Source organism: Parasediminibacterium sp. HNIBRBA5674, from assembly GCF_056745525.1.
The window spans coordinates 37,546-61,973 of the sequence record NZ_JBQWIE010000015.1 but is presented as its reverse complement, the minus strand read 5'-3'; the positions used below and the strand labels follow the sequence as shown (position 1 = coordinate 61,973).

The following is a 24,428-nucleotide window of genomic DNA, read 5'->3' as shown; positions in this document are numbered from 1 at the left end:
TGATGCAGAAATTTAAGATAATTCCGGTTCTCTCTTTTTTAGTTTTAGCTTGTAGCAACACCCCTACTAATCATACCACAAAAACCATAGCAAAAGCAGTAAGTTTTGCACCAATTACACCAAAGGAAAAAGAATATTATGCATCGCTTATAGCACCGTTGTATCAATCAATGCTATTACAAAAAGGTTTTAATGGTGCCATAATAGCAGCAAAAAATGGCGAAATTGTATTTGAAGATTATCATGGTTTGTACGATTATAAAACCAAAGACAGCATTACAGCTACCACACCTTTTCATATAGCTTCTACTTCTAAAACCTTTACTGCCATGGTGATATTGCACCTAATGGAACAAGGTAAACTAAACATTGAAGATAATGTACAGCAATATTTACCAACGTTTCCTTATGCTAATATTACCATTAAAAACTTATTGACTCATAGAAGTGCCTTAGCCAATTATGTGCATTTTATGGATGGCGGTAACACCGTAGAAATTATTAGAAAAAAGAACAAAAAAGGTAAAACAATCAGTGTAAGACGTGTAGTAACCAACAGGCAAGCAGGCTTTAAAGGCATTGCTAGCAATAACGATGTGTTGCAATACATGATTGATCATAAAATTGCCCTTGAAGGAACACCTGATAGATTTTTTCGCTACTGTAATACCAACTATGCTTTATTGGCTTTAATAGTAGAAAAAGTAACAGCACAAGATTTTCCTCGCTACATGATGGATAGTGTATTTGTACCACTAGGCATGAAAAGTAGTTTTGTATTTAGTAAAAAAGATACGGCTAATTATCATCCATCGTACCAGCCAAATTGGGCACCTTTTAGGTTTGACAAGCTAGATTGTGTGTATGGAGATAAAAATGTGTACAGTACCGTAAGAGATTTGTTGCAATGGGATAAAGCCTTATATGCAGGCAAATTTGTAAGCCCAAAAACTTTAGAGATGGCTTTTGCAGGCTACAGCAACGAGAAAAGAGGCGAACATAATTATGGCCTTGGCTGGCGCTTAATCACTAAACCCGACCAAACGATTGTGTACCACAACGGTTGGTGGCATGGCAATAATTCTGTTTTTCAAAGATTAATTAAAGACACAGCTACCATTATTATTTTGGGCAATAAATTCAATAGAAATATTTACGCTGCAAGCAAAATGTCATCTGTATTTACTGGTGTTGTTGATACTACCAAAACGATAGAATAGCTTTTTTAGGCAATTAAATAATACCATTATCTGATGAGTTCTTACGGTATTATTAACCGCAAACCTTACCATATTTGCAACTTTTTAACATTTTTCGTAAACGATTGCATATTGCATACATGTTTCCCCTACTTTTGAAATCCTTACAAAAACTAAATCTCTAAAACGAAAACTTGCGTATGAACAATTTGTTTTTTTATGCCGTGCCAGCAATGGGCATTGTTGGTCTCTTGTACACTTTACTCAAATTTAGTTGGGTTTCTAAGCAACCCGCAGGTAACGACAGGATGAAAGAAATAAGCACCTATATAGCTGAAGGTGCAATGGCTTTCTTGAAGGCAGAGTGGAAAATTTTAGGCTATTTTGTGGTTATTGTTGCATTACTATTAGGTTTTATGGCTACCAAAAATGAAGGCAGTCATTGGAGCATTGCAATCTCTTTTGTTATTGGTGCAGTATTTAGTGCAACGGCAGGCTACATAGGTATGAAAGTAGCCACTAAAGCTAACGTTCGTACTGCTGAGGCTGCTAAAACAAGCTTATCAAAAGCACTAAACGTATCATTTACTGGTGGTGCTGTTATGGGCTTAGGTGTATCTGGCTTGGCGGTTCTTGGTCTTGGTGGTTTGTTCTTAATATTAAAGCATTTCTTTTCACCAGATGGTGATGCCGCAGGTATGTTGCGCACCATTGAAGTATTAACAGGCTTTTCATTGGGTGCTGAATCAATTGCACTATTTGCACGTGTTGGTGGTGGTATTTATACCAAAGCTGCCGATGTAGGTGCAGACTTAGTAGGTAAAGTAGAAGCAGGTATACCAGAAGATGATCCAAGAAACCCTGCAACTATTGCAGATAATGTGGGTGATAATGTAGGTGATGTGGCCGGTATGGGTGCTGATTTATTTGGTAGCTATGTGGCTACTGTATTGGCAACTATGGTACTTGGCCAAGAAGTGACCAATGCAACTGGTGGAAAATTGATAGATGCCTTTGGTGGCTTATCTCCAATATTGCTACCAATGGTAATTGCAGGTGTAGGTATTTTATTATCAATTATAGGTACTTTTTTTGTGCGCATCAGCGATTCTGCTGGTATCAGCACGCATGCAGTACAAAATGCGTTGAACATGGGTAACTGGGGTTCAATGGTGTTAACTGCTGTTGCCTGTTATTTTCTAGTAACCAATATTTTACCAGAAACCATGACGTTGCGTGGGCTTGAATTTACACGTAATGGTGTAATTGGTGCTATTGCTGTTGGCTTGGTAGTTGGTGCTTTAATGAGCATTATTACAGAATATTACACTGCTATGGGTAAGCGTCCTGTGTTGAGTATTATTCGTCAATCTGCAACAGGCCACGCTACCAATATTATTGGTGGTTTGGCTATTGGTATGGAAAGTACGTTTTTACCAATACTAGTATTAGCTGGTGGTATTTATGGTTCATTTGCCTGTGCTGGTTTGTACGGTGTGGCCATTGCTGCTGCTGGTATGATGGCAACAACGGGTATGCAATTAGCTATTGATGCGTTTGGCCCAATTGCAGATAATGCAGGTGGTATTGCAGAAATGAGCGAATTACCGCCAGAAATTCGTGAGAAAACTGACGTATTAGATGCTGTAGGTAACACTACTGCTGCAAGTGGTAAAGGTTTTGCTATCGCTTCTGCTGCATTAACGTCTTTAGCTTTATTTGCTGCGTTTGTAGGTGTTGCTATGCCTAGCAATCAACACATTGATATTTATAAAGCAGATGTGTTAGCGGCGCTTTTTGTAGGTGGCATGATTCCTTTTATCTTCTCTTCACTAGCCATTCGTGCAGTGGGTGAAGCAGCAATGGCTATGGTAGAAGAAGTACGTCGCCAATTTAGAACCATACCTGGTATTATGGAAGGAACAGGAAAACCAGAATATGATAAATGTGTGGCTATTTCTACAGAAGCATCTTTGAAAAAGATGATGTTGCCTGGTGCCATCACTATTATATCACCATTATTAATTGGATTTATTTTAGGTCCAGAAGCTTTAGGCGGCTTTTTAGCAGGTGCTACAGTAAGTGGTGTATTAATGGGTATTTTTCAAAATAATGCTGGTGGTGCTTGGGATAACGCTAAGAAAAGCTTTGAAAAAGGCGTAGAGATAAATGGTGAGATGTACTACAAAAAATCTGAACCGCACAAAGCATCTGTAACTGGTGATACAGTTGGCGATCCATTTAAAGATACCTCTGGCCCATCAATGAATATCTTGATTAAATTGATGTCTATTGTTTCATTGGTAATAGCGCCTAGTCTTGCACAAATGCATAAAACCGAAGCTAGCGTGCCTACTACTAAAAAAATAGAAGTAAGTATTGTAAACAAAGAAACAGTTACTGATAGTACTGTGACTGTAAATGCTGAAGCTAAATCGCCTGATGCTTTAATTGAAGCGCTTAAAAAAGATGGTTTAGCTACTGGCAATGATATTAAGTTAAACATCAACAACGGTATTATTTCAATTAATGGCAAAACGCTTTCAGCAGAAGAAAGTAAAAAATACATTCAGTATTTACCAGCAAAAAAATAATTCTTGTTCATATATTTCATAAAAAATCCCATCTAAAAAAGATGGGATTTTTTATGTCAAATACTATCACATTAAACTATATATCTTAATTTTAGCCAAAAATATTGAATATGACTATCAAAAAATTAGGGCTTTTAAGTATGATTATCATGGTTGTAGCATCGTGTAATTCTAACAAAAACAATGAGTTACAATCGTCAGATACAAATGACACCACTACTTATATTACAAACGATACAATATCAAACTTTAGAAAGATTATTAACCAAAAGGCAGTTGCAAGCTTTAGTAAAAACGTGCCAGATGAGTTTAATAAGTGGGTATTTTCTGTAGATGTATACGAAACCAAAGAAACCTTTAAATACAATATGCGTATAAAATACAAAGAACTTGCGGTAACAGACTCTTTGGGGATACCCAATTTTGGTATTATGCCAAAGGTAATTTTACAGAGTGGTAAAGAGCCTTTGAGTTGCATTATAGGTTTTGCAGATAAAAAAGGCAACTTTAAAGAATACCGAAAAGCATTTATTGATAAGGACAGATTAAGAATTGTTTCTCTAAAAAGCTACTTTGTAGGTGTATATCAAACAAAAAAATAACGTTTTTCAGAATTATTGCGTAGCTAACCTTAAAAAATGCTTAAAAAATATTTAAAAAAGAAACTTTTTAACAAAAGACTGCGTATTTAATTGAAAATGTTGTACTTTTGGGCTACAAATCCATAATTACAAAAACCAAATCCTATGTTTACAAAGCTAAAGCTTAACACTGCTTTCATTGCAGTTTCTGCAATCGTTGTGACAGCATCTATCACAGCACCATTCACTAACATGTTCGGTAAACACTACAAAAAAGAAAAAGATTTTTCTTGCTGCAAAGGTGACCAATTAGTAATCAATCATTATTACACAGTAAAATTTTTATGGGCTGACGTATCTACAGGATACACAGCAGAGCCAACAGGAAAAGCGCTTCCAGGTGGTTGTAATATTAAATGCAATTAAAATCTCTATTCTATATCCTTTGATGAAAGACCATCAAAATCCTATGATGTACCTAAGCATTTAACCAGTTACATCGCATTTGCCCCCACTTTTTGGGGGCATTTTAATTTTATAGATTTATTGAAACATTTACGTGAATTTTACTTACAAATTCACAGTTATGAAATACGTTATAGCTTTTTTTGCTACCTGCTATTTTACTGCTTTTTCATTTGCACAAATACCTACTGAGAAAACGCTATTATGGAAAATTTCAGGCAAAGACATCAAAAAAGCGTCTTACCTATATGGCACTATACATGTAATGTGCCCCGACCAAATTGTGATAGATTCAAGTATTAAAACAGCATTCAACAGAAGCAAACAACTATATCTTGAAATAGATTTAGACGACCCCAACATGATGGCTAAAACCATGAAAAGTATGATGATGCCTGATACTTGCTCATTAGAAAAACTAGTAGGTAAAGCAGATTACGACAGCATGAATACCATTTTTAAAAATACAGCTGGCATGCCATTAAGTTTAATGGGCAAAGCCAAGCCAATGTTGCTAATGAGCGCTGTATTTCCTGCCATCTTAAAATGTAATCCTGATGGTTTTGAAAAGCATTTTCAAACCATGGCTAAAGAAAGAAGTATGGATTTAATAGGGCTAGAAACTATCGAGTACCAAATGCGTGTATTTGATACGATACCTTTTAAAGTGCAAGCAGATATGCTAAAGAATATGCTGTACAACTTAGATAGTGCAAGACTTCAATTTGCAGAATTAGGCAAAGTATATCTTTCAAAAGATGTAAATGCCATGCAACAACTAACTACCAAAGACCCTGAATTTGGTAAATACGATGCAATGATGTTGCAAAACCGTAATCAAAATTGGATACCTGTAATTATTGCCCAAGCGAAAGAAAAACCTACATTTTTTGCCGTAGGCGCAGCGCATTTAGGCGGTATAAATGGCGTTATTTATTTGCTTCGTAAACAAGGTTATAAAGTTGAACCAGTGTTTAATTAAAGAAACGATGCAGCCAAACTTTATGAGTATTGTCTGCATCATTTTACCCTATCCAATCTGTTTGTCTAATAGCAGTTTCCAATTGTCATAAACAGTGTTATAAGCTTCCACAGCAGTAGGTTCTATTAATTGTAGCGGTTGCATATTGGCAAATGCTTCTTTTTCTGAGGCAAAAATATTGGCGCCAATACCTGCACCTAATGCTGCACCTACGCTACCATCGCAGTTGTACAATTCTACAGGCACATTGGTCACATTTACAAATGCTTCTGCAAATACCGAACTTAAAAACAAGTTAGCCTTACCAGCACGAATTACAGATGGCTGCATACCATTGCTACGCATAATATCTAAACCGTACCTAAACGAGCAGGCAATTCCTTCTTGCACAGCACGAAAAACATGGGCTTGTGAATGCAAATTAAAATCTAGGTTTTGATAATGTGCACCTACAATTGTATTGTTGAAAATACGCTCTGCACCATTGCCAAATGGTAATACACTTAAGCCGTTACTGCCAATGGCAATTTTTGCGGCTTCGTCGTTAATAGTATTGTAACTTTTATCCGAAGCCAACATTCTTTTGGTAAAACTATTGGCAATACCTGTACCATTAATACATAACAACGTACCAACTCTTGTATTTTCTGCGGTATGATTAACGTGGGCAAAACCATTCACTCTCGATTGTTCATCATAACCCAAACCATCACCTACACCATAAATTACACCAGATGTACCTGCCGTTGCAGCTACTTCACCTGGTTGTAGCACATTCAATGATAGCGCATTGTTTGGTTGGTCACCTGCTTTGTAAGTAACAGGAATATTATTACTCAAGCCTAAGCTATCTGCTACTGCACTGCTTAACCTACCGTGGTCTGTAAAAACCTCTTTAACAGTAGGAAATAAAGACGCATCAAAACCATAATAATCTAACACATCTTTAGAAATCGTATTGGTAGAAAAATCCCATAAAATGCCTTCTGATAAAGCAGAAGCCGATGTAGTAATGTCGCCAGTTAATTTCATAGCAATAAAATCACCTGGCAACATCACTTTATCTATTTGCGCATAAATAGCTGGCTCGTTTTCTTTTACCCAAGCTAGCTTACTAGCTGTAAAATTGCCGGGTGAGTTTAATAATTTAGACAAGCATACATCGTGACCAATACTGTCAAATGCCTTATTGCCATAAGGTACTGCCCTACTATCGCACCAAATAATACTGTTACGCAATACATTTTGCGATTTATCTACACACACCAAACCATGCATTTGATAAGCAATACCAATAGCAGCAACATCTTTAGGATTGTAAGTACCAGAAGCATTCGCTTTTAAAATAGCCTGCTGTACATGTTGCCACCAAGTATTAGGATCTTGCTCTGCCCAGCCTGGTTGCACTGCAATAATGGGTGTTTCTGTTTCAGGATACTGTACCGACACGATGGTCTTTTGCGAAGCAGCATCTACTACTGACACTTTAATAGAAGATGTACCTAAATCTATACCAAGCAATAACATAATTGTGATTTGAAAAGTGACTAATTACAAAACACAATGTTACATTGAAACCGATTGCAAACGAAAAAAAGTTTGTAGCTTTTGATTTTAATGCGATCAGTCTTTCTTCAAAAAATGAAAGCGCAGATAAGACGTCAAAAATTTCCTAGTATGCCGATAGAAATTTCCTAGGTAGGAAAATAATTTTCCTAAGCAGGAAATCTCAATTTCCTAGGCAGGAAATTTTTTATAATTCCAAATAAAAAATGGCAACTTTTATGGAATAATTCCTTGACTGCATCTTAGTCACATTCATCACCAAAAAACTTTGCCTTATGAGACGTTTAATCATTATCTCAGCACTTTGTTTAGCAGCTATTTTACTAGGCGCTATTTACAGTTTAATTGATGGTATTATTTGCGGTAGCTATTTAGGTGTCACTTTATCTCTAGCTTGTATTGCAGCGTTATTTATTGGTGTGCATCAGTTTAAGAAAATGCTACAAGAAGCAACAGAAGAAGAATCTTATTAAGGCCAATTATTTTAGGTTAGTAAAATACAGAGCAAAGAAGTTGCATTTTATTTCACAACTTTATTACAGAGATATTTAAGTCCAATTTACTTCTCCGTTGCTTCTTTGCTCTGTGGTGAAAATTTAAAAACCGTTGCATTTACCCTACATTCGCCGCATGGCAATACCTACAACCCTAGCAACCCGTAGTGGTAATATCTGCGAACTATGCAGTAGTGACGACAATTTAGTAGCTTATGCAGTACCACCAAAAACAGATGATTCAGTGGATAACCAAGTAGTGATTTGTACCAATTGTTTTGGGCAAATAAGCAGCAATAACTATAGCGATGTCAACCATTGGCGCTGCCTTGAAGGTAGCATTTGGAGCGAAGTACCTGCTGTACAAGCGTTAAGCTACAAAATACTAGGTAATGTTACAGAAGATTGGGCCGCTGAAACCAAAGCATCTGTAAGCCTTGATGAAGCTGTAATTGAATGGGCAAATGCAGAAGCAGAAATGGCTGCGAATGTAATAGTGCATAAAGACAGTTTTGGTGTGGTATTAGAAACAGGTGATACTGTGATATTGACACAAAACCTAAATGTAAAAGGCGCCAACTTTATCGCACCAAAAGGCACTACCGTAAGAAAAATAAGACTAGTGCCTGATAATGCAGAACAAATAGAAGGCAAAATAGAAGGCGATACGATTGTGATTTTAACCAAGTATGTAAGAAAATCGGTGTAAAAATTCTTTCACCACATAGGCTCAAAGGCAGATAGATTTTCTATTTGCCTTTGTTATTTATTAATGAAAGTGTTTGGCTTAAAATGATGTGTCTACTGTGGCTATGTAGTAGATTACGCATTACCAAAAAACAAATAGCACAGTAAGATAGACGTGATAATACCTACCAAATCTGCAATTAACATGGTGCTAATAGCGTAACGAGTATTTTTGATACCAACCGAACCAAAATACACAGCAACAACGTAAAACGTTGTATCTGAAGAGCCTTGTAGCACACTAGCCAATCTACCTGCAAAAGAATCTGCACCATGAATATTCATTGTGTCTATCATCATGCCTCTTGCGCCACCACCACTTAAAGGTTTTATTAAAGCAGTAGGCAAGCCATCTACAAAACGTGTATCTGCACCAAGGGCACCAAATACCGATTTCATACCTGCAATAATTACTTCGAATGTGCCGCTAGTGCGTAGCAAACTTATTGCTACCAACATACCTACTAGGTATGGAATAATTTTCACAGCCGTTTCAAAACCTCCTTTTGCACCATCAACAAAAGCATTGAAAATGTCTATTTTTTTATACAGTGCACCTACAATAATGGCTACAAAAATGAATAGGATTAAACCATTACTCAGCAACTTAGAAAAATGTTGTACACCATCTGTATTTAAAGACTTTAGGTAGAAGACCAATAACGTAATTAAACCAGTAGCACCAAGCACCCAACCTAAAATAACTGGCTGTAATAAATTTATTTTCTGCTTAACAGCTACAATAATCATAGCGGCCATAGTAGCTACAAATGTGGCTATCATACAAGGCACAAAAATATCCGTAGGGCTTGCTGCTGCTGGCTTTACAGAAGCTCTTGCAGCAATAATGGTTACAGGTACTAGCGTAAGACCTGCTGCATGTAAACACAAAAACATTAACTGTGCATTGGTGGCTTTCTCTTTTTCAGGATTGAGTTCTTGCAGGCTTTCCATGGTTTTAATGCCAAAAGGTGTAGCTGCATTATCTAGATTGAGTAAGTTGGCCGAGAAATTCATCATCATATAACCGATAGATGGATGATTTTTAGGTACTTCTGGAAAAAGCTTTGAGAAAAATGGGCCAATAATTTTAGCCAACAAACGCATACCACCTGCTTTTTCAGCAATGGTTAAAAAGCCCATAAACAAAGCCATTACACCTATCAAATTGAAACAAATAGTTACAGCAGAATCGCAAGTAGCAATAACACCTGCAGCAGCTTGCTCTTTGTAGGTTAATACTTTGCCTTCGGCTTGTTTGATGTATTTGTTTTCGCCGTTTTTATAATTACCATTTTTGTTAAGCGCAGCAATAATTACAGGTGATAAAGTGGCGCTATCTACCACTTTGGTAAGCGAGGTATCGCCTTGCTTGCCTGTAACCATTTCTGTGAAAATGTCTTTCTTTTCTGGTATGGTTACAAACTTTACAAAAGCTACTATAAATGCAACAAGTATAAAAGCACTCCAAATTCTGCTTAAAGCCATTGGGAAAATTTGAGATTTGTGATTTGGTATTTGTGATTTTGAACGCTGAAAATAAGCAAATTGTTTTTGCTGTCAAATCTTACTTTTGCGGCTCGAAATTTATTGTTCAATAATGTTCTGAACGTACAAGTGTGCGACGCAACAGACGCTTAATAGTAGCACTAGCGCTGGTAACACAACCTTAGTTTTCAGAATAAAACCTCCCTTTAGGGAAAGAGGGTTACATATTATGAGTTTACAAGCAGGAATTGTAGGATTGCCAAATGTTGGAAAATCGACTTTGTTTAATGCCGTGAGTAATAGTGCCAAAGCACAAGCTAGCAACTATCGTTTTTGTACTATAGAACCCAATGTGGGCTTGGTAAACGTGCCAGATGAACGTATGACAAAATTGGCTGAACTAGTAAAACCAGATAGAATTGTACCTACACAATTGGAAATTGTAGACATTGCTGGCCTTGTACGTGGCGCTAGTAAAGGTGAAGGTTTGGGCAATAAATTTTTGGGTAACATTAAAGAAGTTGATGCCATTATTCATGTGATTAGATGCTTTGAAGACGAAAATGTGTTGCGTGAAGAAGGTGCGATAAACCCTGTAAGCGATAAAGAAATTATTGATACTGAGCTGCAATTGAAAGACTTAGAAGCAGTAGAAAGAAAGCTACAACGTAGCGAGAAAATGGCTAAAACCGACCCAAAAGCAAAGGCTGAAGTTGAGATTTTACAACAATGCAAAACGCATTTAGAGCAAGGTAAAAGCATTAGAGGATTAGATTTAAGCAAGGAAGAAAAAATAGCGATTGCTGATTTGTTTTTATTGACTGAGAAGCCAGTTTTGTATGTAGCGAATGTAGATGAAGCCAACATGCATACTGGCAATAAATACTCTGAAGCCCTTGCTGCTGCTGCAACAAAAGAAGGTGCACAAGTGATAGTAATGTGCAACAACATAGAAGCACAAATTGCTGAAATGGAAGCAGAAGATGACAAGCAGATGTTTATGGAAGAATATAAAATGACTGAACCTGCTTTAAATAGATTGATTCAATCGGCTTATAAATTGTTGCAACTTGATACTTACTTTACTGCTGGTGTACAAGAAGTAAGGGCTTGGACGATTCATCATGGCTGGAAAGCGCCGCAAGCTGCTGGTGTGATTCATACCGACTTTGAAAGAGGTTTTATTAAAGCTGAGGTAATTGCTTACGAAGATTTTGTAAAATACGGTAGCGAAGCTGCTTGTAGAGATAACGGCAGATTACGCATTGAGGGTAAAGAATACATTGTAAAAGATGGCGACGTAATGCATTTTAGATTTAACGTATAAATTCAATGTCACAAATTTTAAAGCAATGTCACGAATTACACGAATACAAATATTTTAACAAGATAATTAGTAGAAATTCGTGTAATTCGTGCAATACATTTTATGAAAAAAATACTTCTACCCTTTTTATCAGTTGTTGTACTTGCAGCTTGTAATGGCAATTCTGATTCACAATCAACCGAAACAACTGCACCTGTTGTAAGCAACGAGCCACCAACACTTAGCTACACGGTTACTAATATTTATCCGCACCAAACAAGTGCTTTTACCGAAGGTCTAGAATGGCATGATGGCAAATTGCTAGAAAGTACAGGTAGTTCAGATTACAGCGGTAGTAGCAAACTAGCTTATGTAGATTTAAAAACTGGTAACGACATCAAGAAAATTAATCTTGATAAGAAATATTTTGGCGAAGGTTGCACTTTATTAAATGGCAAAATTTATCAATTAACTTACAAGGAAAAGAAATGCTTTGTGTACGATGCAAAAACATTTGCGAAACTAAAAGAGTTTGACTACGATGGTGAAGGTTGGGGCTTGACAAATAATGGCAAGCAATTGATAATGAATAATGGTGGCGACAAACTTTACTTTAGAGACCCAGAAACATTTGCTGTAAAAAACATTGTAAGTGTTACAGATAATAATGGTCCTATGGCAATGATTAACGAACTTGAATGGGTAAATGGTGAGTTGTATTCTAATGTTTGGCAGAAAGACATTATTGTAAAAATCAATCCTGAAACAGGTAAAGTAATAGGCAAAGCAGATTTTAGCGGTATGAAAGAAAAATATTTTCCTGAACAAGCGGCTAACACAGATGTACTTAATGGTATTGCCTACGATAGTACAGCTAGACGCTTTTTTATTACAGGTAAAAATTGGCCAAAACTATTTGAAGTGAAGTTTTAAGTGATTGTCAATATACAAAAAGCCGTAGCATTATTAAATAGTACGGCTTTTTTATGCGATTACTGCATGCATTATTTTTTAGCTAAAACATAAATAACCGAACTGCAATTTTTAGGATTGCCAATGGTTTTTATATTTGAAACTAACCCTCGAAAGAAAGCAGCTACTAAATTGCCTTTACCATTTTTATATTGCTCACTTAGCATACTTACATAAAAACTATCAAACCACATAGGCTTGTAAGCCTTTACAGTAAAGCCTTTTAGCTTAGCCAACGTATCAATACTTTGGGGTGAAAAATGGTACAAATGTCTTGGCACATCGTAAGCAGCCCAACTGCTGCCGTAATAAGTTGCATCGTAGCTAGTAAAGTTTGGTACAGCAATTACTAACTTACCATTTGGTCTTAAAATGTCGTGAAATTTATTCAAATAGCCTTGTAAGTCATGTACATGCTCTAGCACATGCCACATAGCTATCGCATCAAATTGATTATTGTCTAAATAATATAAATCAGAAGGGCTTTGTAAGTCTAAATGGTATTTGTCTTTAGCTACTTTCCTAGCCGTATCATCAGGTTCTAAAGATATAACCTGCCAGCCTTTGTTAGCCATGATATTAGAAAACGCACCTGTGCCCGCACCTACATCAAGCAAAGCGCCTGTTTGTAATCCTGTTACATCTTTTAATAAAGCCAATTTACTTTTTAGCGTAAAATTTCTTACCAAGTGGTACAAACGATTAATTAAACCTTCGTTGGTATCACTGTGCGATACATAATTGGTAGATTGGTAATAAGGCCCTATTTCTTCTGCTGCAGGTATGGCTTGTGTAAATCTTAGTGAACAAATATCGCAATGCCAAATATCAAATACTTCGTTACTAACTGTATAATCTTTAGCAGACAAACAATTTTGTATTGATACACTACCGCAGCTTGGGCAATGCTGATGTTGAATTCTTTCAGCCATTAAAATTAGAATGAAACATTAAATGTAATAGTACAACAAAGCGCCTACACCCATTAGTGCTAATATTAACGCATATACCCACCAATAATCCTCGTCTTTTTCTTTAATAATCATTTCAAGACGATCATCTTCAGTTTCTTCGGTAATAATTAAATTGTCGCCAGTTTTATATAATTCTACCAAGTTGGCTTTACTATCTGTAGCCGAACTTAATTTAATATCGTTTAGATAGGCTGTTGTAGCAGTATGTTCTTCTGTAAACAAAATATCGTCGTCGCTATAGCCTTTTTGTAACTTACCAATGCCTGGTAATTCTACAGGTTTATTGCTATCAATATTCTCTTTTATAGATTGGCTAAATACTTGAAACGATTGCACAGCTTGCTTTTCATCAACATTTAATGCTTTAGATAAGTACTGAAAAAACTGTCTATCAATAGCAGGCTGTCCTTTCTCAAATGCTACTTTAGGCTGAGGCGCATGTAACACACCTGTTACAAAATCAAGTTTAGCTGAATCGGTATTTACTGAAAAATTACCAATGCCAGGAATGCTAATCTTTCTATTTAAAACAAAGTATTTATAGATTTCTTGGTACATACAGGACTAAAATATGGTACGAATATACAAGCCTTTAAGGCAAGCAACAAATGCTAGTTCATTAAAAGGATAGACAGACAATGAGTTTATTTAAATCAACGCTTCATTTTACTTAATATTTCTCAGTTTACGCAGCTTAGAAGGTTTTCTAGCACCATGTATTATTCCTAGTATAATAATTTCAGTAGCAGCTATTTTATAAACAACTATCCAAGAATGGCAAACTGCTTGTCGGTAAATTTTAGTCTTAGTGGGTAATTGTTGACATTCTTTGAAAACAAAAGGGTTGTCGCCAATTCTTTCAAACAAATTGAAAAACGCATCACCAACTTTTGCAGCACTTAAAGGTTCTTGTTTTACAAAGGCAATATAGCCAGTAATCTCATCAATGTTTTGAAGCGCATTTTCTGAAATTCTTACTTCTCTGCTTGCATCAATTGCTTTCTTTTCTTTTGCCATAAAGCTTTTGCATCGTTTAAGCTAATAGAGGGAGATACTTCTGAATTGGCAATCCAGTTTTTAAATGCTTGCAAATTCAACGCTTTACCAGGCAATGCAGGCGAATCGAACAAGGGCTTTTCGATAATTCTGATAAATGCTTTTTCCTCTAATGTTTGTAACACTTCTTTTGCAAGGTCGTTTGTAATTTCTAATGTTACTGTTTGCATAAACTAGTATTTAAGTGCTAGTAAAAATAAGTAAATAATGCTTCATTATTAATGCTAGTTATCCTTTGGCAAAATTATTTACGCCCCTCTGTCAGTTTTTATGACAGTCTGCGTCTAAAATAACAATGGTGGAAAAGTCAAATAAGCACCTTTTAATTTTGGAGGTATATTTGATATTCATTCAACAAGTAAAAACGGAGAATCATCTCAATCATAAACAAAAATTTACAATCATGGCTTTAGAATTTACAGACGCAAACTTCCAAGCTGAAGTTTTAGAAAGCGAGCAATTAAGTGTTATTGACTTTTGGGCAGAATGGTGTGGCCCTTGTCGTGCTATTGGACCAGTTATTGAAGAATTGAGTAAAGAATACGAAGGCAAAGTAAAAATTGGTAAAGTAAACGTAGACGTGAACCCACAAACCAGTATGAATTATGGCATCACTTCTATCCCTGCTATCCTTTTTGTAAAAGGTGGTAAAGTGGTAGACAAACAAATTGGTGCTGTACCAAAAAGCGTATTAGACAAAAAAATTCAAGCGCATTTATAAGTTGCTTGACTGATTATAAAAAAGCCTCCAAAAATTTTGGAGGCTTTTTTATGTGTATTTGTTTCTTCAAATCTATTAAGGAAAAATACCAAGCTCTGTATAGCTTGTACCTACTTTATTAATAGCACATACATAAGCTGCTGTACGCATATCTGGTATCTCTGGGTTGGCTTTCCAAATATCCATAATTTCTCTAGTGGCAGTAATCATGGTTTCTTCAAGACCACTGTGTACTAAGTCTACCTCATCAGCACCATGTTCTATAAATTTACGCTCAGCATCGCTTACTTTTTTACCAGTAAGGTCTTCTAGTTGCGATAAAATATGGTGGTTCATATTTTCTGTAAAGCGTTTTTCCATTCTACCATAGCGTACATGGCTTAGGTTTTTCAACCACTCAAAATAACTTACCGTAACACCACCTGCATTCAAATACATATCTGGCACTACTAAAGTTCCTTTTTGTGCAAACACTTCATCAGCTTCTGGCGTTAAGGGGCCATTTGCGGCTTCGCCAATAATTTTTGCTTGTACACGTGGTGCATTGTCACCGTTAATCACGTTTTCTAATGCAGCAGGAATTAAAATATCGCAAGCCAATTCTAACGCATCAGTAGTTTTTGCCAAATTAGTAGCACCTGGGAAGTTTAAAATAGAACCAGTTGCTTTTCTGTGTTGAAACAACTCTTCTTCGTTAATACCATCTTCTTTATAAATAGCACCTTCAAACTCTGCAATAGACACTACAATAGCACCATGTTCACGGAAAAACTTAGCACTGTGATAACCCACATTACCCAAACCTTGCACCACTACTTTTTTACCTTCAACACCTGTGGTTAGGCCAAGTTTTGCCATTACGTCTGGCATATTGCACACTTCACGAATACCAAAAAACACCCCCAAACCAGTGGCTTCTTTTCTACCACGCACACCACCTTGCGATACTGGCTTACCAGTAACACAACCAGCACTATCAATTTCACCTGGTTTTAACGATTGGTAAGTATCTACAATCCAAGCCATTTCACGTTCACCAGTACCGTAATCAGGTGCAGGCACATCTATACCTGGGCCTATAAAGTTTTTCTTTACCAATTCGCTGGTGTAACGGCGGGTAATTTTTTCCAACTCATAAGCACTGTGTGCTTTAGGATTGATTTTAATACCACCCTTACCGCCACCAAATGGTACGTTTACAATAGCACATTTGTAGGTCATTAAACTTGCAAGCGCCATTACCTCATCTTGGTTTACGGCCATACTAAAACGAATACCACCTTTACAAGGGGTTTTATGCTGACTATGTTGCACCCTGTAAGCCTCAATCACCTCTATCCTACCGTCATCCATTTTTACAGGAAACTTCATGCTGTAAATACTATTACAAGCTTTAATTTGTTCTAGCAAGCCTTTTTCCCACTTGGTAAATTTTGCTGCTTTGTCAAAACTTTGTTCCACACTGTGGAAAAAGCTATAATTTGCTTCAACCATGACTTTCAATTTTTAATTATTAAATATAGCAATCGTTATAAAAAAAGTAGTTATGTTTTTGTTACCAGCGGCTACCTAAAACCAAGCACCGGTTGTGTCACTCACTTGTACGTTCTGTGCGCTTTTCAGCTTTTCTCACCTAGTATTAGTGGTAACTATTGTGCATTTTCTGTCAATAATACTGCTCTGAGCTTCATGATTGCTGCTCTCACCTACATCGATGCTGCTTTTAACGGCATTGTTGCTGCTCATAACAGCATTATTGCTGCTCACAACGGCATTCATACTGCTTTTAACTGCATTATTGCTGCTCTGAGCTGCATTATTGCTGCTCTGAGCTTCATTCATGCTGCTCTGAGCTTCATTCATGCTGCTCTTAACGGCATTATTGCTGCTTTTAACAGCATTGTTGCTGCTCACAACGGCGTTCATGCTGCTCTTTACTGCATTGTTGCTGTTCATAACGGCATTTTTGCTGCTTTTAGCCGCAACTATATGTAAAAAGCTGAATAAAGAACTAAATGTTACAGTAGGTACTTCGTAAACTCAGCATAAACTCGCAACAAAAGCTACATAGTAGTACCTAAGCTGGTCTCATAATAAAAAAGCTAAAGAACTAGGATTGTTTTTCCAATTTACTCAGCTTTCTATCTACACTTATTAGGTAAATAAAAAAGCCAATCATGATGATAATTACCACAGCCAATACCACATAAATTTTGCCGTTGCTGCGCATCACATCGTTATTATCTGGTGTTTGTGCATTGGCAAAAGCAGTGATAAAAGCAAGCGCCATTACAGCACCAATACGTTGTAATTTATTCATGGGATAGTTTTTTCTCGATTAATAATTGTGTTCTAATTTTTAGTGTGGTAATCCACACACCTAAGAGCGTCCAACCAATAAATGCAGGGTACATAACGCTACGCATAGCCATGGTAGAATCTTTAGGGTTTAAACCAGGATTACCCTGACTGCCTTGCCCACCAGGGTGCAACGACTCTGTAAGGCGGGGCAAAATCCATAGCGTAGGAAACAGCATAAAAAAGGCAAAAATGTTATACACAGCACCTATTCTAGCTCGTTTTTCATCATCGGTCATGCTACCACGCAATACAAAATAGGCCAGATAAATAAGTATGGCAATGGCTGCACCGTTTTGTTTTGGATCACCGCTCCAAGGTTGCCCCCACTGATAATTGGCCCAAACCGCACCAGTAGTAATACCTAGCACCCCAAGCACTGTACCTGTAGTGGCATAGGCAGATGAATAAATATCGTACTTTACAGATGGATTTCTTAAATATAAAATGGCATAAACAAGCGAGGTAGTGAGCAGTACCATCATGGCTATCCACATAGGTACATGAAAAAATAAATTGCGAATACTTTGTTGCAGTGGCACACCAGGTGGATTAGGTACAGGGACCAAAAAACCGTAAGACCCCACGTATAAAAGAAGAACTATTGTTAGTATTTTCCACCAATATTTGTGCATCATATAAAATAGTTTAGCGACCGTCAATAAAACTAACAAGCGTTAACTTATTGAGGCAGCAAATGTAGTGCAAAGCCCTTCATCAAAACCAAACAGAATGTAAAAATTGTTGAGATGTAATTGAAAACTAATTTACTAGTCTTGCAATAATTGTAGCACCAAAACGCATGCAAAAAGCCATAACGCCTTCTTTACCATTATTTACCCCAAACTTTTTTGAAAGACTATTTACAGTGGTTTCTACAGTTCTAGGCGAGGAATTTGTAATAGTTGCAATAGTTTTATAGTCTACCTCAAACACGTTTAGACCAATTATTTCTTTTTGCTTTTTTGTTAATTTGTATTTCTTCTCTAATTCATTTTTCAATGTTTTTCGTTGATTTATTAAGTGTGTTCGCAAAGAAATGTCAAAATCCATACGTTCATCTACATAAGGAATATTATGTACCACACTTTCTAGTGCAACTTCTAATAACCCTTTACCTTCTTTTGTTTTATAAATAGGAATATTCATTTGCTTTGCAAAAGGCATTTCAATTACTTCGCCTTTGTACAAATATCCCATAGCACCGCAAGCAAACATATCGCTAATAACATGCCCCTTAAAATGGCTACTAAACCCAATTACTTTTATTGTAGAAAAATGTTCGCTAATAAAATCCATTGTGGTTATACCATCTATTGGGCGCATTTCAATATCTAAAATAATTACATGCGGTAAATTGTTAGAATTAGCCAAATACCTAATAGCTTCTACACCATCTTTAGCAGTAGTAATAACTTGGTAACCCAAAATTTGGTTTACTATTTTTACAATTTGTTGTAATTGATAGCTGTTATCATCTACCACCATTACTTTTATCATACTCGCTATTAGTTAGGATTATAAAAAACAAAATTAGCTTTTCTGCTATATAAAGGTATACGGGCTAGCCCTGAATTTTGTTAAAAACAAGTATATAAACCGTTAAAATAATGTAGAATAATTAAAATACAGGGCTAGCCCGTATTTTTAGTGTGTCATTGTGCAGATAGTTTTATAGCTGTAAGTAAAGAATACAGTACAATAAAACAAACTTTAACAATTAAAAAAAGAACCATGAAAAAATTCATTTTATTCGCATTGCTGTTAAGTGTAACAGCTATTGGCAACAACACTTTTGCGGCATCAAAATCTATTAATGTAAAAAATATTGCACAAGCAACAATTACACTACAAATTGATGCAAAAAATACCAATCCAAATTCAGAACCAGCAAAATCGGAAGTAATTGATGAAAGCAAGGCATTAATTGCTCGTCCTTGGTTATGTTTTGCATCAGGTTCATGGGAATATGCAAGTACAGCGCCAGATGGAACTGATTATTACAATTATGTAATAACAGTTACTTGTTACTCTTACAAATCTCCATTTACAGCTCAGTATTAAAAATGCAGTATTCTTTACTTACAATTTTAAACACAAGAAATATGACTAAAATTAAATTAACGCTTGGCTTATTTTTTTTAAGCACGATTACAGTTGTCGCTCAAACAAAGAATTATAAAATTATTTATAGGCATTGTATTCAACTAGATACTAATAAGGTATTACGTGATACAATAGGTGCAGAAGCCATTTTAATTGGCAATAAAGCTGCTTCCAATTATAGTTTTTATAAAAAACCACCTGCGCCACCAAATAATAACAATGAGAAACAAGTAAAAATAGAAGATTTAATAGCCAATAAAGTGGAAGGTTCTGGGAAAATAAAAATGGGGATTCTGTATGATAGTGCAGGCAGTATGGTTTTTCATAATAAAGCTAATGATTCCATTTTTGTACGAGAAAAAATGACCAATGAATATGTAATTACAGCGGAAAAAGCCCCACAAATTAATTGGATAATTACTGACGAAACTACAATGATAAAAACTTATAAGTGTATTAAAGCCACTACACATTTTAGAGGACGAGATTATACGGCTTGGTTTACAACCGATATAGCTATAACTGATGCACCTTGGAAGTTTAATGGCTTACCAGGCTTGGTGATGAACATATACGATTCAAAAAATCAAGTGAAAATTTACGTTGAAAGTATTGAATACCCTACAACTGAAACGGTGAGTTCATTTTATCCAGTGGGTACCAAAATAAGTCTTGATGAGTATTTTAGTTTTAAAAACAACGAATACAAAAAACAGTTAAAATCTATGGAAACGATGATCAGAAGCCAAGAAGGTTTTGACAAAACGGGCTTGACTGCTGTTAAATCAACTAGTGCATTGTATTTTATAGAAAAAAATAGAGACTAGCTTAACAATTATAAATAAATAATTTGTTTTTAAAACCTATTATATTTTTGCTTTTCTGCTTAATGGCTATAAATAGCTATGCACAGTTTTGTGTTGAAATTACTGGTAAGGTTGTAGATACAAGCTACAACCCTCTGCCATCTACCATTGTAGAAATAACGTTTTTAGGGCATACAAAATTTGCTATTACCAATAACCAAGGTTTTTTTAAGCAAAAAATTTGCTATGCAAATGATAGTATTAATAGGCTACCAATAACCGTAGCTACTAAAATAATTGGCTACTACAATACGATGACATCTATTGTAGCTAAATCAGCTACAATAGATATAGGCAATATCATCAAGCACCAAAATTTAGCAACCTTATCGGAAGTAATTGTAAAAAATAAGCCTATAACACAGCGTGGCGATACAACAAGTTTTACAGTGGGTGCATTTAAAAATAAACTAGATGCTAATTTAGAAGATGTTTTAAAAAAAATGCCTGGCTTTGATATTGATGCTAATGGCAATATTTTATATAACAATAAACCAATTGAAGACATTTTAATAGAAGGCGACCAATTAGCTAAAAACTATAAGCTGATATCGAAAAATATTAACCCTGACATGGTTGACAAGGTTGAAATGGTAGATAAATACAATATTAATCCTATTTTAAAGGGCTTATCTAACAGTAGAAAGCAGGTAATGAATTTGAAGCTTAAAAATAGTAATAGAATAAATGTATTTGGCGAAGCAAAACCAAGCGTTGGTATAGATGATAAATATGGCTTATCGGGCAATTTGTTCGCCTTAAAAGCAAAATTAAAAACGCTAATACTTTTGAACGCTAACAATTTAGGGCAAAGCCTTTATGAAGAAATAACTTCAACCGATAGGTCGGCTGAAAGTAGAGATTATGAATTTGACAATACAATAATACCTAACTACATTTATGAAAATGGCTTATTTACAAAATCTGAGTTCACAACAAATAGCAATGTAGCTAGTAGCACATTATTTAACGCCTCACGCCTAGCGGTAATAAATAACACGCTGCGATTTAATCCAAAATCAACACTCAAAATATCTACTGATGCATATAAAGATGATATTACAAAAAATCAGCAAAATGCCATCGTTAATAATATTACGCCGCAGTTTTCCTATAATGAGAACCTAGAAAAAAAGTATTCACCTTTTAATAGTAACAATAATATTCAATATAAATATTTGTCGAAAAAAATTCAGGTTATTACTGCTAGTACTCTAGTATTTAAAAATTATAATGAATACGATACAATTACTTCTAACATTGGTTATCAGTCAAACCAAAATGCACATTATAAACGACTTGGCGCTAGCTCATTTATCACTTATCGGTTAGATTCTACAAAAGCTTTAGAAATTGGTTTGCAATATGCTTTTGATAGCAAGCATCAATTTTATGACGTGGCACAAAATGTTAGTAGAAAATTGGATACCATTTCTACCTCTGAACAAATACAGCAAACTGAGAATGATATAGATTACTTTAAAGGTGAAATAAAATACCTTTTTAAGTCAAAAAAAAGGGCTGCAAATATTTTAAGTGTAAGCAATATTTACTTTAACTCTGGTTTCACTTCTAATTTAGATATAAAATCTAATGTAGGTTTACATCTATTTCCAACCCAATTTCAAAATTCAATTACAACTATTGGTAACAAACTATTATTAAACTATAACATTGGCTTTAAAATAAAAAAACTAGATGCTGTGTTTGATTTAGGCATTCAGTATACGCAATTAAAAAATCAATCTTTATTAAGCAATGCAAAACAGGAAAACTCGCAACTTGTACCCAAGCTGAATATTGCGTACAGCATTAACTCAAAAAGTACTCTAAGCAGTAACAGTAGTTTTAACAGCAATTTGCAAGAACTTTCAGCCCTATTTGATAATTCTGTTCTTAGTTCTTATAGAAGCTTTAACAAAAACATACCAAGCATTAACAATATAGACAACTTTCGCACTTCGCTTAGCTATTTGTATAGAGATATAAATAAAGCAACTTTTTTTGTTGCATCTTATTTTCATTCAATTCAGCTTAAAAGCAATGTTAGCAATGTTGCGTTTACCAAAGATTTTGACACATACACCAATCGTTTTATTGCAATACCTCAAGTTAATTCAAACATTTACTTAAAGCTTGATAAATACTTGTATTCTATTAATACAGCTTTTACTTTAAAAAATTCCTTCTCTTGGTTTGCAAATCCAATAGAAGTAAATAATGATATAAAAAGCAGTAAAAATTTTAGTTATAACTGCTTTTTATCGCTAAGACCAACCATAAAAGACAACATTAATGTAAACTTTGGAGCAGATTATAGAATAAATAAAGATCTTCAAAGCAAAAAAAGTAGTTACCAATTAAATCCATTTATCGATTTTACAAGTGTGTTAAGTAAGAAACTATCTGTGGGCATTAAGGCGAATTATTTCAATACCAATTATGCTGTAGATACCAAAAACTATTACTTTTTAAATGCGAATATTTGGTATTCAATAGTACCCAACAAATTAGAAGCAAAACTTGGCATTGTAAATTTATTAAATCAAGATGTAGTGTATGCAGGTAATAGAAATGATGTAATTACACAGTTTGCAGAAACACGCATTTTACCAAGATTTGCCTTATTGGAATGTCGTTTTAAGTTTTAATTTTTTTTAATGCCATACTTGTGTACAGCCACTCGCTGCGAGCTGTAAATACCTTTATGACCACTGCAATAATAAGCTGCAAAACAAGCGATGGCATAATACAAAACATGCTCACCACCAAACAACTCAACACCCATAATAGTACAAGCCAAAGGTGTATTTGTTGCGCCGGCAAAAACGGCAATAAAACCAAGACCAGCCAATAAATCTACCGGGCAGCCCGTGTAGCTAGCCAATACATTACCCAAAGCAGCACCAATAAAAAACAGCGGCGTAACCTCGCCACCTTTAAAGCCCATACCAAGCGTAATAGCTGTAAGCAAAAGCTTCCATAACCAACTAAAATTGGTAACGCCATTGCTGTTAAAAGCAGTAACGATGCTGATACCATTGTTAGGGTTAGTAACACCTAAGCCCATATAATCAAACGTGCCTAGCGCATAACTTATTCCTATTACTAAAGCACCACCAACAACAGGAACAAGCAAAGGCTGCTTAATGTAAAGGCTACTTTTTTGTTTGATAAAATGTGTAGTACTGGCAAATAAACCAGCCGTAAGACCAAATATGCAACCAGCTAAAGCTATTATTACCAAAAGAAACACATCTACTGAAAGAGTAAAGTTGCCCAATTGTGTACTTAGGTTTTCAATACTTGCAATGCTGTAATGAGTATGATGAATACCACAGGCCGCACAAGTAATATCTGCCACAATGCCTGCTAACAAGCAAGGTAGCAGCGCATCAAACTTGATAGAACCAATAGCAATAACTTCAAGCGCAAAAACAGCACCAGTAACAGGTGTACCAAACACAGCACCAAAACCAGCCGATATACCACATAGCAGCAATACACGTTTATCAGCAGGTTTTAACTTAAGCCATGTAGACCATAAATCAGCCGTGCTGCCGCCCATTTGTACAGCAGTACCTTCTCTACCAGCAGAACCACCAAATAAATGAGTGATAATGGTAGTTAACAATACCAAAGGCGCCATTCTAAAAGTGACTTTGGTACTAGGGGTGTGAATGGCATCGATGATGAGATTATTGCCTTTATCGCTGTTGTTGCCGAAAGTTTTATACAACCACACAATTAATACACCTGCAAATGGCAACAGCCAAATGAGCCATTCGTGCTGCCATCGCAGTTTAGTAACCACATCTAGCAGCCATAAAAACAAAGCAACCATTAAGCCAATAACAATAGCCAATGGCAGAACGAAAGCAGATAAACGTATTAGTGATACAACTTTGGTAGAAAAATGATGCTTAAAAAAACTAGCCATGCTACAAATAGGT

Annotated in this window: 25 protein-coding genes; 14 read left to right on the top strand and 11 right to left on the bottom strand. The window is 35.6% G+C overall.

Features of this window, described 5'->3' with window-relative positions:
• The first annotated feature begins 2 nt into the window (after positions 1–2).
• The 5 genes from ACT9TX_RS09355 (at position 3) to ACT9TX_RS09335 (ending at position 5,821) form a co-directional block, all read left to right on the top strand.
• Positions 3–1,220 (top strand): serine hydrolase domain-containing protein, encoded by a 1,218-nt coding sequence (locus ACT9TX_RS09355; protein WP_481338019.1) that lies wholly within the window; start codon positions 3–5, stop codon positions 1,218–1,220.
• A 179-nt stretch (positions 1,221–1,399) separates the two neighbouring features.
• Complete coding sequence (locus tag ACT9TX_RS09350; protein WP_481338018.1) at positions 1,400–3,793, top strand: sodium-translocating pyrophosphatase; 2,394 nt, start codon at positions 1,400–1,402, stop codon at positions 3,791–3,793.
• Between the two features lie 110 nt (positions 3,794–3,903).
• Complete coding sequence (locus ACT9TX_RS09345; protein ID WP_481338017.1) at positions 3,904–4,395, top strand: hypothetical protein; 492 nt, start codon at positions 3,904–3,906, stop codon at positions 4,393–4,395.
• A 144-nt stretch (positions 4,396–4,539) separates the two neighbouring features.
• Positions 4,540–4,800: a hypothetical protein gene (locus ACT9TX_RS09340; RefSeq protein ID WP_481338016.1), complete on the top strand. Its 261-nt coding sequence runs from the start codon at positions 4,540–4,542 to the stop codon at positions 4,798–4,800.
• 160 nt (positions 4,801–4,960) lie between these two features.
• A complete protein-coding gene (locus ACT9TX_RS09335) occupies positions 4,961–5,821 on the top strand; it encodes a TraB/GumN family protein (RefSeq protein WP_481338015.1) in 861 nt (286 codons plus the stop codon).
• A gap of 48 nt (positions 5,822–5,869) precedes the next feature.
• Here ACT9TX_RS09335 and ACT9TX_RS09330 read toward each other — a convergent pair whose 3' ends face one another.
• A complete protein-coding gene (locus tag ACT9TX_RS09330) occupies positions 5,870–7,348 on the bottom strand; it encodes a xylulokinase (RefSeq protein WP_481338014.1) in 1,479 nt (492 codons plus the stop codon).
• 314 nt (positions 7,349–7,662) lie between these two features.
• On the opposite strand from ACT9TX_RS09330, the gene ACT9TX_RS09325 reads away from it, so the two are divergent.
• A complete protein-coding gene (locus tag ACT9TX_RS09325) occupies positions 7,663–7,860 on the top strand; it encodes a hypothetical protein (protein ID WP_481338013.1) in 198 nt (65 codons plus the stop codon).
• Between the two features lie 157 nt (positions 7,861–8,017).
• Positions 8,018–8,590 carry a PhnA domain-containing protein gene (locus ACT9TX_RS09320; protein ID WP_481338012.1) on the top strand — a complete coding sequence of 191 codons (573 nt, stop codon included), beginning with the start codon at positions 8,018–8,020 and terminating at the stop codon, positions 8,588–8,590.
• 113 nt (positions 8,591–8,703) lie between these two features.
• On the opposite strand, the gene ACT9TX_RS09315 is transcribed toward ACT9TX_RS09320, so the two are convergent.
• Positions 8,704–10,116, bottom strand: coding sequence for a nucleoside recognition domain-containing protein (locus tag ACT9TX_RS09315; RefSeq protein WP_481338011.1), 1,413 nt, complete (start codon positions 10,114–10,116; stop codon positions 8,704–8,706).
• A 229-nt stretch (positions 10,117–10,345) separates the two neighbouring features.
• Between ACT9TX_RS09315 and ychF the strand changes: the two genes are divergently transcribed.
• Entirely contained in the window at positions 10,346–11,443 is a 1,098-nt protein-coding gene (ychF, locus tag ACT9TX_RS09310) for a redox-regulated ATPase YchF (protein WP_481338010.1), read from the top strand.
• Between the two features lie 102 nt (positions 11,444–11,545).
• Complete coding sequence (locus ACT9TX_RS09305; protein WP_481338009.1) at positions 11,546–12,355, top strand: glutaminyl-peptide cyclotransferase; 810 nt, start codon at positions 11,546–11,548, stop codon at positions 12,353–12,355.
• Between the two features lie 71 nt (positions 12,356–12,426).
• Here ACT9TX_RS09305 and ACT9TX_RS09300 read toward each other — a convergent pair whose 3' ends face one another.
• The 4 genes from ACT9TX_RS09300 to ACT9TX_RS09285 all read right to left on the bottom strand — a co-directional run bounded on the left by ACT9TX_RS09300 (position 12,427) and on the right by ACT9TX_RS09285 (position 14,594).
• Positions 12,427–13,326: a class I SAM-dependent methyltransferase gene (locus tag ACT9TX_RS09300; protein ID WP_481338008.1), complete on the bottom strand. Its 900-nt coding sequence runs from the start codon at positions 13,324–13,326 to the stop codon at positions 12,427–12,429.
• A gap of 18 nt (positions 13,327–13,344) precedes the next feature.
• A complete protein-coding gene (locus tag ACT9TX_RS09295; protein WP_481338007.1) occupies positions 13,345–13,926 on the bottom strand; it encodes an HU family DNA-binding protein in 582 nt (193 codons plus the stop codon).
• Positions 13,927–14,034: 108 nt separating this feature from the next.
• Positions 14,035–14,385, bottom strand: coding sequence for a type II toxin-antitoxin system RelE/ParE family toxin (locus ACT9TX_RS09290; protein ID WP_481338006.1), 351 nt, complete (start codon positions 14,383–14,385; stop codon positions 14,035–14,037).
• Positions 14,343–14,594: a hypothetical protein gene (locus ACT9TX_RS09285; protein ID WP_481338005.1), complete on the bottom strand. Its 252-nt coding sequence runs from the start codon at positions 14,592–14,594 to the stop codon at positions 14,343–14,345. The genes ACT9TX_RS09290 and ACT9TX_RS09285 overlap by 43 nt, the downstream gene beginning before the upstream one ends.
• Before the next feature lie 233 nt (positions 14,595–14,827).
• Here ACT9TX_RS09285 and trxA point away from each other — a divergent pair, with 233 nt between their 5' ends.
• Entirely contained in the window at positions 14,828–15,145 is a 318-nt protein-coding gene (gene trxA / locus ACT9TX_RS09280; protein WP_481338004.1) for a thioredoxin, read from the top strand.
• A gap of 75 nt (positions 15,146–15,220) precedes the next feature.
• Here trxA and ACT9TX_RS09275 read toward each other — a convergent pair whose 3' ends face one another.
• A complete protein-coding gene (locus ACT9TX_RS09275) occupies positions 15,221–16,639 on the bottom strand; it encodes a Glu/Leu/Phe/Val family dehydrogenase (RefSeq protein WP_481338003.1) in 1,419 nt (472 codons plus the stop codon).
• Here ACT9TX_RS09275 and ACT9TX_RS09270 point away from each other — a divergent pair.
• Positions 16,610–17,140: a hypothetical protein gene (locus tag ACT9TX_RS09270; RefSeq protein WP_481338002.1), complete on the top strand. Its 531-nt coding sequence runs from the start codon at positions 16,610–16,612 to the stop codon at positions 17,138–17,140. The two genes, ACT9TX_RS09275 and ACT9TX_RS09270, sit on opposite strands and share 30 nt — an antisense overlap.
• A 115-nt stretch (positions 17,141–17,255) precedes the next feature.
• Here ACT9TX_RS09270 and ACT9TX_RS09265 read toward each other — a convergent pair whose 3' ends face one another.
• The 3 genes from ACT9TX_RS09265 to ACT9TX_RS09255 form a co-directional block, all read right to left on the bottom strand.
• Positions 17,256–17,465, bottom strand: coding sequence for a CcmD family protein (locus tag ACT9TX_RS09265; protein ID WP_481338001.1), 210 nt, complete (start codon positions 17,463–17,465; stop codon positions 17,256–17,258).
• A complete protein-coding gene (ccsA, locus tag ACT9TX_RS09260) occupies positions 17,458–18,141 on the bottom strand; it encodes a cytochrome c biogenesis protein CcsA (protein ID WP_481338000.1) in 684 nt (227 codons plus the stop codon). The genes ACT9TX_RS09265 and ccsA overlap by 8 nt, the downstream gene beginning before the upstream one ends.
• A 124-nt stretch (positions 18,142–18,265) precedes the next feature.
• Entirely contained in the window at positions 18,266–19,003 is a 738-nt protein-coding gene (locus ACT9TX_RS09255; RefSeq protein ID WP_481337999.1) for a response regulator transcription factor, read from the bottom strand.
• Between the two features lie 234 nt (positions 19,004–19,237).
• On the opposite strand from ACT9TX_RS09255, the gene ACT9TX_RS09250 reads away from it, so the two are divergent.
• The 3 genes from ACT9TX_RS09250 to ACT9TX_RS09240 all read left to right on the top strand — a co-directional run bounded on the left by ACT9TX_RS09250 (position 19,238) and on the right by ACT9TX_RS09240 (position 23,126).
• Positions 19,238–19,567 carry a hypothetical protein gene (locus tag ACT9TX_RS09250; RefSeq protein WP_481337998.1) on the top strand — a complete coding sequence of 110 codons (330 nt, stop codon included), beginning with the start codon at positions 19,238–19,240 and terminating at the stop codon, positions 19,565–19,567.
• A gap of 41 nt (positions 19,568–19,608) precedes the next feature.
• Positions 19,609–20,436 (top strand): GLPGLI family protein, encoded by an 828-nt coding sequence (locus tag ACT9TX_RS09245; protein ID WP_481337997.1) that lies wholly within the window; start codon positions 19,609–19,611, stop codon positions 20,434–20,436.
• 62 nt (positions 20,437–20,498) lie between these two features.
• The gene (locus ACT9TX_RS09240; RefSeq protein WP_481337996.1) at positions 20,499–23,126 is read left to right on the top strand and encodes a hypothetical protein; all 2,628 of its coding nucleotides are present in this window, start codon (positions 20,499–20,501) and stop codon (positions 23,124–23,126) included.
• Here the strand turns inward: ACT9TX_RS09240 and ACT9TX_RS09235 are convergent.
• Positions 23,123–24,415, bottom strand: coding sequence for a voltage-gated chloride channel family protein (locus ACT9TX_RS09235; RefSeq protein WP_481337995.1), 1,293 nt, complete (start codon positions 24,413–24,415; stop codon positions 23,123–23,125). The two genes, ACT9TX_RS09240 and ACT9TX_RS09235, sit on opposite strands and share 4 nt — an antisense overlap.
• Between the last annotated feature and the right edge of the window lie 13 nt (positions 24,416–24,428).